At 59.1% G+C, this 13,397-nt stretch carries 10 protein-coding genes and 1 tRNA gene; 7 read left to right on the top strand and 4 right to left on the bottom strand.

Features of this window, described 5'->3' with window-relative positions:
* Positions 1-53: 53 nt before the first annotated feature.
* On the bottom strand, positions 54-2,936 hold the full coding sequence (polA, locus tag GQR90_RS01100) for a DNA polymerase I (RefSeq protein WP_158772531.1): 2,883 nt from the start codon (positions 2,934-2,936) through the stop codon (positions 54-56).
* Between the two features lie 246 nt (positions 2,937-3,182).
* On the opposite strand from polA, the gene GQR90_RS01095 reads away from it, so the two are divergent.
* The 3 genes from GQR90_RS01095 (at position 3,183) to speA (ending at position 6,779) form a co-directional block, all read left to right on the top strand.
* Positions 3,183-3,512: a DUF2782 domain-containing protein gene (locus tag GQR90_RS01095; RefSeq protein WP_158772530.1), complete on the top strand. Its 330-nt coding sequence runs from the start codon at positions 3,183-3,185 to the stop codon at positions 3,510-3,512.
* Positions 3,513-3,674: 162 nt separating this feature from the next.
* Positions 3,675-4,637, top strand: coding sequence for a homoserine kinase (locus GQR90_RS01090; RefSeq protein WP_158772529.1), 963 nt, complete (start codon positions 3,675-3,677; stop codon positions 4,635-4,637).
* Between the two features lie 243 nt (positions 4,638-4,880).
* Positions 4,881-6,779, top strand: a complete 1,899-nt coding sequence (speA, locus tag GQR90_RS01085) for a biosynthetic arginine decarboxylase (protein WP_158772528.1) — start codon at positions 4,881-4,883, stop codon at positions 6,777-6,779.
* Between the two features lie 113 nt (positions 6,780-6,892).
* Here the strand turns inward: speA and GQR90_RS01080 are convergent, their stop codons facing one another.
* Both GQR90_RS01080 and thpD read right to left on the bottom strand, forming a co-directional pair.
* Positions 6,893-7,627 carry a fumarylacetoacetate hydrolase family protein gene (locus GQR90_RS01080; RefSeq protein WP_158772527.1) on the bottom strand — a complete coding sequence of 245 codons (735 nt, stop codon included), beginning with the start codon at positions 7,625-7,627 and terminating at the stop codon, positions 6,893-6,895.
* A gap of 172 nt (positions 7,628-7,799) precedes the next feature.
* Positions 7,800-8,930 carry an ectoine hydroxylase gene (gene thpD / locus GQR90_RS01075; RefSeq protein ID WP_158772526.1) on the bottom strand — a complete coding sequence of 377 codons (1,131 nt, stop codon included), beginning with the start codon at positions 8,928-8,930 and terminating at the stop codon, positions 7,800-7,802.
* Positions 8,931-9,477: 547 nt separating this feature from the next.
* Here thpD and GQR90_RS01070 point away from each other — a divergent pair.
* From GQR90_RS01070 to GQR90_RS01055, 4 genes are all read left to right on the top strand, one after another.
* On the top strand, positions 9,478-10,377 hold the full coding sequence (locus GQR90_RS01070; RefSeq protein WP_158772525.1) for a CsgG/HfaB family protein: 900 nt from the start codon (positions 9,478-9,480) through the stop codon (positions 10,375-10,377).
* Positions 10,378-10,402: 25 nt separating this feature from the next.
* Positions 10,403-11,257, top strand: coding sequence for a hypothetical protein (locus GQR90_RS01065; RefSeq protein ID WP_158772524.1), 855 nt, complete (start codon positions 10,403-10,405; stop codon positions 11,255-11,257).
* A 99-nt stretch (positions 11,258-11,356) separates the two neighbouring features.
* Positions 11,357-11,755 (top strand): hypothetical protein, encoded by a 399-nt coding sequence (locus GQR90_RS01060; protein ID WP_158772523.1) that lies wholly within the window; start codon positions 11,357-11,359, stop codon positions 11,753-11,755.
* 340 nt (positions 11,756-12,095) lie between these two features.
* Entirely contained in the window at positions 12,096-13,199 is a 1,104-nt protein-coding gene (locus tag GQR90_RS01055) for a sigma-54 interaction domain-containing protein (protein WP_158772522.1), read from the top strand.
* Between the two features lie 120 nt (positions 13,200-13,319).
* On the opposite strand, the gene GQR90_RS01050 is transcribed toward GQR90_RS01055, so the two are convergent.
* Positions 13,320-13,394, bottom strand: a tRNA-Gln gene (locus GQR90_RS01050).
* Positions 13,395-13,397: the final 3 nt, after the last annotated feature.

Here is a 13,397-nt window from a genome sequence, read left to right as displayed (position 1 = left end):
AGCCAAGACCGAAATCATCAATCTTGGCTTTTCTATACTTTTTAAATTAAAACCTAATGCGCTTCTTCCCAGTTGTCGCCTTGCTCGACTTCGACGAGCAGCGGGACGTCGAGGGCGGCGGCGTCTTGCATGCGTTGGGCAACGTCTTTCATGAAGGCGTCGACTTGCGCTTCGGCGACTTCGAAGACGAGTTCATCGTGTACCTGCATGACCATCATGGCGTCGTAGCCTGAATCACTGTCCGCCAGCCAGGCATCCACGTCGATCATGGCGCGCTTGATGATGTCAGCGGCGCTGCCTTGCATCGGGGCGTTGATGGCGGTGCGTTCGGCGGCACTGCGGCGCGCGTGATTGCGCGAGCCGATTTCCGGCAAATAGAGGCGACGGCCGAAGATGGTTTCGACATAGCCCTGATCAGCGGCCAGACGGCGCGTGTCTTCCATGTAGGTCGCAACGCCCGGATAGCGATCGAAGTAGCGTTCGATATAGGTCTTGGCCTTGCCCGGTTCGATATTGAGCTGACGCGACAGCCCCCACGACGACATGCCGTAGATCAGCCCGAAGTTGATCGCCTTGGCGCTGCGGCGCTGGTCCGTGCTGACACGCGACTCCTCGACACCGAAGACTTCCGCCGCCGTGGCAGCGTGCACATCGCGGTTGTCGGCGAAGGCTGACAGCAGCCCCTTGTCCCCCGAGAGGTGCGCCATGATGCGCAGTTCGATCTGCGAGTAATCCGCCGCGACGATGCGATAACCGGGACGTGCGATGAAGGCCTGACGAATACGCCGCCCCTCTTCGCTGCGCACCGGAATGTTCTGCAGATTCGGATCAGACGATGACAGACGCCCCGTCGCGGTCACCGCCTGGTGATAGCTGGTGTGCAGACGACGCGTGACCGGATTCACCAGCTGCGGCAGCTTGTCGGTATAGGTGCTCTTGAGCTTGGTCATGCCGCGATGGCGCATGATGATCTTGGGCAGCGGAAAGTCCAGCGCCAGCTCTTCCAGCACCGCTTCAGCCGTCGACGGCGCGCCCTTGGGCGTCTTCTTCTTGACCGGCAGCTTCTGCTCCTCGAAGAGGATTTCCCCCAGCTGCTTGGGCGAGGCGAGATTGAACTCACGGCCCGCCAGCGCAAAGGCTTCTTTCTCGGCTGTATGAATCTGCTCGATCAGCTCACGCGTCTGGGTGTGCAGCCGCTCCGGGTCAATCGCGACACCATTGCGCTCGATACGCGCCAGCACCGGAATCAGCGGAAATTCGAGCTGTTGGAGCACCTCTTCCAGACGGCCGGTTCTGGCGACCTGTGGCCCCAGCAGCGCCGCTAGACGCAGGGTGATATCGACATCTTCACAGGCATAGGGCATCGCCTCTTCCAGCGCGATCTGATCAAAGGTCAGCTGCTTGGCGCCCTTGCCCGCGATATCGGTGAAGCTGATGGTCGTTTCACCCAGATACTTGAGCGCCAGCGAATCCATGTCGTGACGTGTCACCGTGGAGTTGAGCACGTAGGACATCAACATGGTGTCGGCCAGTGGGCCAGAGACGGGAATATCGTAGCGCGCCAGCACCTCGATATCGTACTTGAGGTTCTGGCCAATCTTGGTGATGGCGGAGTCGGCCAGAATCGGCGTCAGCGCCGCCAGTACCGCCTTGCGGTCCAGCTGTGCGGGGGCATCCAGATAGCTGTGCGCGACCGGAATGTAGACGGCCTCACCGACTTCCAGTGCCATGCCGATGCCGACGATATCGGCTTCCATGTAGTTGAGGCTAGTGGTCTCGAGATCGAAGCACAGCGAGGAACTCTTGCGCACGCGCTCGAGCCACTCATCCAGTTCGGCCTGTGTGGTGATGGCGCGATAGTTGCGCGCTTCACGCGGCGGCAGCACGTCAGGCGTCATGTCCTCGTCGCCTTCCACTTCAAGTACCGGCGTGGGCGCCGAGGCGGCCTTGTCCTTGCCAGCGGCAGGAGTCGCCACCGCCGCGATGCTGTCACCGAACAGATCTGTCGCGGCCACACCGCTGTCCTTCTCGTCGGCGTGCGGCGTGGCGGCCATGTCACCGCCTTCCTGCAGCTCCTTCAGCCACGCCCTGAATTCCATCTCTTTATACAGCTCGACCAGCGCAGCGGTGTCCGGCGCGGCAATCGCGAGATCATCCAGGCCGTGTTCCAGCTCGCAATCCAGCTTGATGGTGGCGAGGCGATAGGAGAGATAGGCCTCGTCGCGATGCGCTTCCATCTTCTTGGCCAGAGTCTTGGCGCCACGGAAGCTGAGCGTCTTGATGCGATCCAGATCGCCATAGATGGTGTCGAGACCGCCTTCCATGCCTTGCAGCAGGCCCAGTGCGGTCTTCTCGCCCACACCCGGTACGCCGGGAATGTTGTCGACCTTGTCACCCATCAGCGCCAGGAAATCGATGATCAGATTCGGCGGAATGCCGAACTTCTCGGTGACGCCGTCCACGTCCAGCGTCTCGTTCTTCATGGTGTTGACCAGCGTGATGTGCTCATTCACCAGCTGCGCCATGTCCTTGTCGCCGGTAGAGATGACGGCATCACGCCCGGCCTCGGTCGCCAGGCGCGCCAGGGTACCGATGACGTCATCCGCCTCGACACCCGTGACACACAGCAGCGGCAGTCCGAGAGCGCGCACGCAGGCATGCAACGGTTCAATCTGCAGACGCAGGTCATCCGGCATCGGCGGGCGCTGCGCCTTGTACTCGGCGTACATGTCATCGCGGAAGGTCTTGCCCTTGGCATCGAACACGACCGCCATGGGGCTATCCGGGTACTGGCGAATCAGGCTCTTGAGCATGTTGATCACCCCCTTCACGGCGCCGGTCGGCAGCCCTTTGGAGGTGGTCAGCGGCGGCAGGGCGTGAAAGGCGCGATAGAGATAGGAAGATCCATCGACGAGAACGATCGGCGTGGCGGCCATGAGCAGTCGCATCCGTAGGCTGAAAGGTGGGGCCGGGGTAAACGCCGGCGGCAATGCGCTCATGATACGCAAGGGCTGACGACACGCCCAGCCGCCATCCACCATCAACGACACGCAGGTGGGCTAGTGCAGCCGAGAGACGGGCGGCGTAAACTGCCTGCAACGGGAGCGCCTGATTGCCAGACGACAGGCAAACCTCCCTTCTGTACGTCAGCGCACAGGACTTTTGCGCTCAGGAGACATGCCATGCGCACGATTGCATCTTCCGCCACGCGTTCTACCTTGACACTGCCTCGCCTGCTGGCCGCCAGCCTGCTGGTGGCGGTCACCAGCCTGAGCGCACCACTGGCCGTGGCCGAGAGTGACGCCCCCAAGCCGCAGGTCACCAGCCGCCAGCAGGATGACCGCACGCTGCGTGAATATCGCGTCAACGGCCAGCTGTTCGCGATCGAGATCATCCCCAAGAGCGCGCCGTCCTTCTTCCTGCTCGACAGCGATGGCAACGGCAATTTCATCAAGTCCGGCGTAAAAAATGCAAGCCAGCTGCAGGTGCCGGGCTGGGCGCGTAAAAAATGATAAGCTCCAGTCAGTAATATGCCTGATGGCAGGCCTGATCCTGGCGGCCTGCCCTTGGGCGCAGTCTCACCTCTGCATCCCTACAATAATTCCTTCCGCTGCCCTGCACGCTCATGACGTGCAGGGCAGCGCTGGGACAGGCACATTCGGCGAGAGTCACAGATGGCAGTCTTTACCCCCCTGAGCCACGAGCAGGTCGCACAGTTTCTGGCAGAGTACGACGCAGGCACACTGACCTCCCTTGAGGATGTCGCGCACGGTACCGAGAACTCGACCTTCTTCGTCACCACGGATCGCCGTGAGATGGTGCTGACTCTCTTCGAACAGGGCGAGCACGATGAGCTGCCCTTCTTCGTCGAGTTGCTCGACTTCCTCGCCAATCACAAGCTGCCCGTACCGGGCCCACTGCATGACAACGACGGCCAGGCGCTCAAGATGCTGGCCGGCAAGCCTGCGCTACTCTTCCCGCGCATGCCGGGGCAGTGGCCTGTCGCACCCAATGTGGCTCAATGCACCGAGATTGGTGCCGCACTCGGCCGCATGCACGCCGTATCGCGCCACTTCACTGGCCAGCGCCCCAATACACGTGATCTGCACTGGATCAAGCCGATGCACCACAAGGTGCTCGCCTATCTGACACCGAGCGATCAGGCGTTGATGGCCGACGAGATAGATATCTGTGAAGAGGCCTTCAGTGGTGTTGATCTTCCACAGGGCACGCTGCACGGCGACCTGTTCCGCGATAACACCCTGTTTGATGGCGATCGCCTCGGCGGCATCATCGACTTCTACAACGGTTGCACTGGCGACCTGATCTTCGATCTGTCGATCGTGGTCAATGACTGGTGCTCCGGTGAAGATGGCCGCCTGGATGTCGCACGTCATGACGCCCTGCTCGGCGCCTATCTTGCAGAGCGCCCGATGAATGCCGACGAACGCCGCCTATGGCCGACGATGTTGCGCATGACTGCGCTGCGTTACTGGCTATCACGCCTGCTGGTGGTGTATGTCGATCCGCCTGCGCACAGCCTGACGCCGAAAGATCCGTCACAATATCGTCAGCTGCTGGGCCGTCGCATCGAAGAAGGCGTCCTGCCGCTGCCCGACGCAGCGCTACCGGTCTGATTCGAGACGGTGGACATTTCGACATTCCTCACGCTGTCACGCGTGAAAGCGATTGCCTGCAGCCTGTCAGCAGGCATAATGCGCCCCCTGAGCGCCCGCATTCCGTGCGGGCGTCCTTGTCTTCTCCGGCGCTGCCGCGCCCACACTCTTCACATGACGCGCTCACTTTATTGATGCGCCTTATCTCATGTGGATGCGGCGCTGTCGGGCTTATCTTCACGCCGTCCATCTCCGGAGACCGCGATGACCTCCTTTGCAGCCGAAGCACGCCGTACCTATAACATTGACCAATGGGGCAGCGGCTATTTCGACGTCGGTCAGGATGGCCTGACACTCGTCCGCCCTCAGGGCGAGCCGGGCACCCCCGCGTTGCCACTGATCTCGTTGATCCACAAGGCACGCGAGCAAGGCCTGCGCCTGCCGCTGCTGATCCGCTTTGCCGACATCCTGCATGACCGCGTCGAGCAGCTGTGTGCCGCCTTCGATGCCGCCATTGAGTCACGCGGCTATGGCTCAAGCTATACCGCGGTGTATCCCATCAAGGTCAATCAGCAGCGTCGCGTCGTCGAAGAGCTGCTGGCGACCAACGAGCGCTCACGCGGACGAGTCGGCCTGGAAGCCGGCAGCAAGCCGGAGCTGCTGGCGGTACTGGCGCTGTCGGACAACGGCCCGTCAGTGATCGTCTGCAACGGCTACAAGGACCGCGAATACGTGCGGTTGGCGCTGATGGGCGAAAAGCTCGGCCATCGCGTGCATCTGGTGGTCGAGAAGGCCAGCGAGCTTGAGCTGGTGCTGGAAGAGGCCGAGCGCCTGGGCGTGCGTCCACGCATCGGCCTGCGCGCCCGTCTGGCGACCATCGGCAAGGGCAACTGGCAGAATACCGGCGGCGAGAAATCCAAGTTCGGGCTGACCGCCAGCCAGATCATCGCGCTGGTCGAGCGTTTGCGCGAAGTCGATGCTCTAGACTGCCTCAAGCTGGTTCACTTCCACCTCGGCTCCCAGATCGCGGATATCAGTGATATCCAGCGCGGCCTGGCGGAATGTGCACGCTTCTACCAGGGCTTGCATGAGGCGGGTGCTGGTGTCGAGATCGTCGATGTCGGCGGTGGCCTGGGAGTCGACTACGAAGGAACGCATTCGGAAAGCGCCTGCTCGCTCAACTATTCCATGCGTGAGTACGCTGACTATGTGGTCGGTGCCTTCCATGCGGTCTGTGAAGCGCATGACTTGCCGCATCCGCACATCATCTCTGAATCCGGCCGCGCCCTGACGGCGCATCACGCCGTGCTGGTGACAGACGTGATCGGCGAGGAGCGTGTCGACCTGCCACTGCCGATTCGCCGTGAGGATGATCTGCAGATCGCTGCGCTGTGGGCTCAGGCCGATCGCCTCGATGGCCCGCTGGAGCCACGTGAGCTGGTCGAGATCTATCATGCTGTCGTGCATGCGCAGAAGCAGGTGCAGGAACGCTTCGTGATGGGCCTGGCGAGTATTGCCATTCGCGCCGAGGCCGAAGCCATCTACACCACGGTATGCCGTAGCCTCTCGACGCGCCTCGATGCTCGTCAGCGCTCGCACCGAATGGTGCTGGATGAGCTGAACGAGAAGCTGGCCGACAAGCTGTTCGTCAATTTCTCGCTGTTCCAGTCACTGCCGGACATCTGGGGCATCGAGCAGATCTTCCCGATTCTACCGCTGACAGGGCTGGATCGTGCGCCGACGCGCCGTGGCGTGATTCAGGACATCACCTGCGACAGCGATGGCCGTATCGACACCTACGTGGATGACCAGGGGCTTGATGCGACCCTGCCGCTGCCAGAGTGGAATGACGATGAAGAGAAGTTGCTGGGCTTCTTCATGGTCGGCGCCTATCAAGAGATTCTCGGTGATCTGCACAATCTGTTCGGTGATACCGACTCAGTGGATGCAAGCCTGGGCGAAGACGGCCAGTGGCAACTATCACATGCCATTCAGGGCGATAGCGTCGCGCAGGTACTGCGTTACGTGAACTTCGATCCGGATCACCTGGCAGTACGCCTGGCCCGTCAGCTGAAGGCCTCTGGCCTGAGTGTATTGGAACAGGCTGATCTGCTGGAAGACCTCAAGGCGGGCCTCGACGGCTATACCTACCTCGAGAGCTGAGCCGCAGCACTCAAGAACGGCCCTGCAAGTACCATGAAAAAAGCCCCTGCCGGGTAACCGGCAGGGGCTTTCGTGTTTTCGTACTGCCAGAGGGAAAACTGGCGAAACGAAGATCAGGCGACGCTACGCGTGCTCGAGGCTATGCGCAGCAGTTCACCGCTGCCGTCCGGTGCATCCAGTGCCAGTACCAGCGATTGCTCCGGATTCAGCTCACCGACTCCTTCCGGCGTGCCCGTCAGCACGACATCGCCGGGCAGCAGCGTGAAGCTGTGGCTGATCTCGCTGAGCAGGCGCGCCACGGGGAACAGCATCAGGCGGGTATCGGCAGTCTGGCGCTGCTCTCCATCAATGGCGAAGCGATAGCTGAGTGCCTGGAAATCAACGTCGTGCAGGGTGCCATCAGCGCTACGCCAGCGTGGCCCTTCCAGCGGTACGAAGACCGAAAGCGGACAACTACCATCAAAGGCCTTGGCCAGTTCCCACGGCTGGCCCTTGGCCTTGAGCTTGCTCTGGCGCTCGCGCAGGGTCAGGTCCAGCGCCAGACCCATGCCCGCCAGTGCTTCCAGTGCTTCTTCTTCACTGGCCTCACATAGCGGCTTGCCGATCAGCAGTGCCAGTTCCGCTTCGTAATGGTACTGACCACGACGACGCGACAGTGCCAGCGGCTTTTCGAGCTCGACCACGCTGGTGGCCGGCTTGATGAACAACAGTGGCTCACTGGGCACTTCATTGCCCAGCTCTTCTGCGTGCGCGGCATAGTTGCGACCGACGCATACCGCCTTGCCCAGATCATGAGCAAAGACTTGGCCATCAGTGAAACGAGGGGTGAAACGCTGAGCAAGCGGCATGCAGGACTCCTGTCAAATCATGAAGGTACACCGTTCTAGAGGCCTGCAATCTTACGCCGCCCCCACTACTGCCCACTACAGCACTATCGTCAGAGATTTCGTTGCCCCGGCGGAATCCTGGGTTCACTAGAACGGTTCGCTGGGGCAATTCACTCACGTGGCATTCTTTGCACTAGTGGCTGACATCGTCGGTGTGCTCGAGCGCATCCCAGCCCCCGTCATCACGATGGGCCAGAAACTCAGGCCGCGGACGCGAGGCGGCAAATGGCGCCTGCATCGCATTATCGACACGGTTATAGACGAAGAAGGCGTTACTGCGCGGATCTGGTGACATGTTGGCGTTGGAGCCATGCAGGGTGTTGCAGTCAAACATCAGCAGGCCACCGGCCGCGCCAGTCGGTGCTTCGATACCGCGCTCGGCGATCAACTCGCTCAATGCCTCGCGAGAGGGCACCCCCACCTTCTGCGCCTGCAAGGATGACTTGTGGTTGTCATCCGGCGTCTCACCGAGGCAGTGCACGAAGACTTCATGCGAGCCGGGGATCAGCATCAGCGGACCATTGAAGTGGTGATTGTCGGTCAGGATGATCGAGGCGCTGACGGCGCGCATTTCCGGCATGCCATCCTCGGCGTGCCACGTCTCGAAGTCCGAATGCCAGTTGAAGCCCTTGCCTTCAAAACCCGGCTTGTAGTTGATTCGAGACTGATGAACGTAGACCTCTCCGCCGAGAATCTGGCGCGCACGCCCGATCAGCCGTGGGTCTTCTGCCAGCTGACGGAAACGCTGCGAGAGAAAGTGCACAGCGAATATTGAACGTATCTCGTGGCTCTTGGGCTCAGTGATGGTGAAGTCACGGCCCTGCCACTCGTCATTGTCGAGCAGCGCTGCCAATTCGGCCTTGAGCGCCTCTACCTCGTCCGGGGCCAGTAATTCCGGCTCGAACAGAAAACCATCACGCTTGAAGCGCTTGAGCTGCTCGGCCCCCAGCGGACCTTCATCGGCGCGCGCATGCACGACTGGCTCACTGCGTGATTGCCACAGGTGCTGCGGCGGCTGGGCAAGACGTGTCGGGTAAGCATCCTCCGGGCTGTCTGAAGTGGAGGGATCAGAACCACGATCGCTGCCGGATTTATCCAGATAGGCTTCCGGCGCCTGATTGCGATCAGCGTCCACCTCGCGTGTCCCAAGACGCTGGCCGGTGGCAGAGGCTCTGACTGTCGCCTCTTCATTGGCTCGGGTTTGGCGAGCAGCGGTCTGGCGAGTGGCAGTGTCATGAAAAGCATTCGCATGTGAAGTCGTCATCTTGCTCTCCCTCAATGGACAAGGAACTGCATGGATGATGAAAATCCTGTGAATTCTCAACATTGCTACACGACGACCTAGGGTCCCGCCCGAGAACTTCAACCCCTGAATTCAGAAAATACTCATAGGCAAGCCATCTCATGCTGCGTGAGAAGATCATTGACCAGCGCACCAGCCCCATCAGTCTCGGCAAGCAGAAAAACATGAGCCAACCCTCGACACATGACTGACAATTTACCTCAGTCATCCTCCCTCGTGATTCCCGCCTGATACTCCCGCATATCCTGCCTGATCACGGCCCCACTCAAGCACCAGCCCCTTCTCCATATCAACAACCACCTTTCTAGTACTTCTCCTCATATCGCTTCGCCTTTTGCAAATTGCAGCGCTGCCTTGTTTTGCAAAAACACGTTAAGTGACTAAAAAACAACACTAATAAAATTGGCACACTTCCTGCCACTTATAAATACAGCAACACTACTGATAGACACATATCAGAGTACAAGAAACGGCGCGGGTCATGCGTCACACCAGGGGAAATTCCAGCATGTTAAAGCCACGTCTTTGTCTGGCCGCTTGCATGGCCACCATGCTGGGGGGCTGCGCGACGGTCGAACCGAAATTCGACAATATCGAGCCAGTCGTCGGGCCGCCAGTGACTTCGAACAATACGCCTTATAGCGAATGTCTGTCCTCATTGAGCCGTATGCAAGGCGCCAAAAACCTCCCGGTCATTGCGGTAGGACAGATAACGGACAAGACCGGTCAACGCAGTTATTCCACCGTGACAGAAAGTGCCGCCGTCACTCAGGGCGTATCTGAAATGTTGATCAGCGCTCTTTACAAGACACGCAAGGTACACCTGACCGAACGCCTTGATGTCCGCGTGCCACTAGCCGAACAGCAGCTCTTTGAGCAAAAGGCCATGGCCTATGCGCCACGCAAGCTAGCGGTATTACCCTCGAATTTCGTGATTCTAGGTGCACTTACCGAGCTTAATTACAACATTTCCAGTGGTGGGACACGGTTATTTGTCAGCGGTATTGGAGCGGGCCTGCGTACCGCCGTCATCAATGTCGGGCTGGATCTTCGCATGGTCGATATCCGCACCTTCCGCACCATCTATGTCACCAGTCTGCAGAAACAGGTGGTGGGTTATGAAGTCGAGGCAGGTATTTATCGCTTCTTCGGTAATCAGCTAATCGAGTTCGATTCTGGCGCAGTACGCAATGAACCACTGCAGCTGGGAGTGAGATCAGTCGTGGAGATGGGTGCCTACCAACTCCTGACTGAAGGCCTGGGACTTCCTGTTCCAGCAGGGGAAGATTGTCAGCTTCATCCGGGCCAGCATGTTGCTACTGACAAGAGCAACACACGTGAAGTCGCTACAACCGCTGTACCTGCAATATCAAGAACAGTACCCGCAGCATCAAGAGCAACACAATAAGTCAACATTCATGAGGAACATGACAATGACTACTTATAATAAGCTCGCAGTCGCTATCGGCCTCGCCAGTGGCATCATGATGGCAAGCCAGGCACAAGCATTTGATAACGTGAATTGGAATTGGGATGGCCAGGTCGATACCAACGTCGATATCGATGTCTACATCGATCCGGGCATCACTGATCCAGGTGGGCTGGTCATGGTGGAAAGCCTGCAGAAGCAGATTGGGGATGTCAGCTCTGAAGCCATCGTCAGCGATGTCAGCTATGGTGCCGCCGAGACGGGTACACCGAGCATCGACCTGCTCGATAGCACTAGCGCCAGCAGCTTCGCCGTTTCCGGTTCTCACTCAGGCAATCATGGCTCTGAGGCGAGTGCAGCAGCAGGCGCAGCGGCAGAAGCCAATGTCGATGTCTACATCAGCTATGCCGGCACCACGCCCAATCCAGATATCACCAAGCTTGAGTCTCTCGAGAATGCTGCCACTTCTGTGGGCAACAACATCTCGATAGACAGCGATGCCATGATCAACCTGCATAACGAGCAGTACCTGTCAGGAGATGGCTTCGGTCGTCACATGGGCTCTGCAAATGTCGATTCACTGGCCAAGGTTGACGATATTCTCAACCTGACCGTCGACAATGCAGCAACCTCAGTCGGCAATAACCTGTCGCTGACTCTGGATACTACAGGCATCGACAGCGCGCTGATCGGCGACAATACCCAGGTGAGCTTCGCCAACATCACCTCAACCGCCAAGGTCAGCAACATCACGCTCGGCCTGCCGCCAGTGGGTAGCTTCGATGGAGCCGTCGTCAGCAACGCTGCGACCTCGGTGGGCAACAACATGTCCGTCTCCGTGGGCCCCGTCACCCCGTAACCTGCCAGTAGTCCACCAACACACGCGGGGTGACCCGCGTGTGTTTCAGCACCTGAATCATGCTGACACTGAGGTAACACACCTCAAAAGGAGCACGACATGAATGCCTTCATGCGTATCAGCCTCGGGATTCTGGGCACTGGCTATCTGATGACGGGTATCGCCAGCGCAAACTCATTGATGGGCCCCTATCCCTATGACTTCCCCGCCCGCAGCGCAGAGACTGCGCTGATTCTCTACGAGAGCAAGAAGGCCGGTAGCCTTGGGGAAGGCACAAGTTCCAGTACCGATATCGACGATTACACCGTCTATACCGGCAGCAGCACCTCGATCGGCAACTGGCAACAGATCCAGCAGACGCTGAGTGATGGCTCCACTGGCACCATCGATGGCACGGCAGACCAGTCAGCCGATGCCAGCTCGCAAAGCGCCACGACGGACTTCACCAATACGACCACCACCAACATCTACTCTGACGACGAGGAAGAGACTCCCTGAGAATGTGCCATACGCTACCTAGAGACATCGGCGCCTCTCAATCACCAGATGCGTCGCGTCATGCATCAGGAGAGAGCTGGTCATTATTCCCGACACGGGACTGAGAACCCTGCCACTCGAGAGGAGGGACAAAAACCTACTAAAAACCGTCAAGCTCATTATCAACAACCGATTACGCTTGGATAAGGCACATAAAGCAGCACACACCGAAGACTCAACGATAAGAGTCCGCGTGCCTCATCCACGAGGCTGTCACGAGAACAGCCGTACAACAATGCTTTCACAGCGCATCCGCTCGCTGATGGGCTGTAGAAAGATAAGCAGGAAGGGAACATCACTCATGACCGCACTGAAGGCTCACCATCAGGCTGCACCGGCTGCCTCCGCACTGAACCTGGCTGCCGCCTCATCCATCATTCCCAGAGTCAGGGAATTATCGGCACCGCGGCGTCACGGTTTTGAGGGGTTCATCGGAGGCTCATCGGCCATGCAGACCCTCTATCACACCCTCATCCAGGTCGCCCATTCGGACGCCCCGATCTTCATTACTGGCGAAAGTGGCAGCGGCAAGGAGCTATGTGCGACAGCCATCCACCGCCACAGCCAGGTACGTGATGGCCCCTTCATCGCGGTCAATTGCGCAGCGATTCCAGCAGAGTTATTGGAGTCCCAACTATTCGGTCATGTGCGCGGCGCCTTCACTGGTGCTGTCAGTGCCCAGCAAGGACTCGCTGTCGCCGCCGACGGTGGCACCTTGTTTCTTGATGAAATAGCAGAGCTGCCGCTGCCGCTGCAGAGCAAACTGCTGCGTTTTTTACAAACGGGCCAAGTGATGCCAGTCGGTGCGACACGTACCACGGAGGTCAACTGCCGCATTGTCTGCGCCACCCACCAGGACCCTCGCCTGCTGGTCGACACGCACCGTTTCCGCGAAGACCTGTTCTATCGCCTGCACGTCATTCCGCTCAAGGTACCGCCTCTGCGTGAACGCGGTCAGGACATTCTGGAGATCGCCAAAGGCTTGCTGAATCGCATGGCGAGCCATGAGGGCAAGCACTTTACGCATCTCAGCGCATGCGCTGAGCAGAAGCTTCTGGCACATGATTGGCCAGGTAATGTGAGAGAACTGGAGAACAGCCTGCGGCGCGCCATTATTCTCAATGATGGTGAAGTGCTGACCGCCACGATGCTGGACCTACCAACACGCCATACAGCAGCTTGTCGGTATGAAACCGCGACACCGCCACAAGCACTCTCAGAGAACGACGCCCCGTGGTTGCGCCCGCTGTGGATGATGGAGCGTGATGCAATAGAAGCCGTCATCGAGGCCTGTGAAGGCAGTATTCCTCGCGCTGCTGCAATTCTGGAAATTGCGCCTTCGACCATCTATCGCAAGCGTCTTAGCTGGCTGGCTCAGCACCCGGAGGCCCCGATAGCACACTGAGGTTTCGGAGGTATCTCGACAGGAAATATCCTGTCATCCAGACACAAGAAAGCCACCCCGGAGGGTGGCTTTCTTGTTGGCTGCCAAATTCATCTTGCGACTTCATCAGCAAGCCAGAATTGGCTGGGGTACCAGGACTCGAACCTGGGAATGCCGATACCAAAAACCGGTGCCTTACCACTTGGCTATACCCCAATA

The organism is Cobetia sp. L2A1 (assembly GCF_009796845.1).
GTDB lineage: Bacteria > Pseudomonadota > Gammaproteobacteria > Pseudomonadales > Halomonadaceae > Cobetia.
Note: the sequence above shows the minus strand (reverse complement) of the source record. Positions and strands in the feature narration are given on the sequence as shown.

What these genes read in the sequence shown, in the direction of transcription:
- polA (WP_158772531.1), bottom strand. Translation starts at nt 2,936, where the DNA reads ATGGCCGCCACGCCGATCGTTCTCGTCGATGGATCTTCCTATCTCTAT.
- GQR90_RS01095 (WP_158772530.1), top strand. Translation starts at nt 3,183, where the DNA reads ATGCGCACGATTGCATCTTCCGCCACGCGTTCTACCTTGACACTGCCT.
- GQR90_RS01090 (WP_158772529.1), top strand. Translation starts at nt 3,675, where the DNA reads ATGGCAGTCTTTACCCCCCTGAGCCACGAGCAGGTCGCACAGTTTCTG.
- speA (WP_158772528.1), top strand. Translation starts at nt 4,881, where the DNA reads ATGACCTCCTTTGCAGCCGAAGCACGCCGTACCTATAACATTGACCAA.
- GQR90_RS01080 (WP_158772527.1), bottom strand. Translation starts at nt 7,627, where the DNA reads ATGCCGCTTGCTCAGCGTTTCACCCCTCGTTTCACTGATGGCCAAGTC.
- thpD (WP_158772526.1), bottom strand. Translation starts at nt 8,930, where the DNA reads ATGACGACTTCACATGCGAATGCTTTTCATGACACTGCCACTCGCCAG.
- GQR90_RS01070 (WP_158772525.1), top strand. Translation starts at nt 9,478, where the DNA reads ATGTTAAAGCCACGTCTTTGTCTGGCCGCTTGCATGGCCACCATGCTG.
- GQR90_RS01065 (WP_158772524.1), top strand. Translation starts at nt 10,403, where the DNA reads ATGACTACTTATAATAAGCTCGCAGTCGCTATCGGCCTCGCCAGTGGC.
- GQR90_RS01060 (WP_158772523.1), top strand. Translation starts at nt 11,357, where the DNA reads ATGAATGCCTTCATGCGTATCAGCCTCGGGATTCTGGGCACTGGCTAT.
- GQR90_RS01055 (WP_158772522.1), top strand. Translation starts at nt 12,096, where the DNA reads ATGACCGCACTGAAGGCTCACCATCAGGCTGCACCGGCTGCCTCCGCA.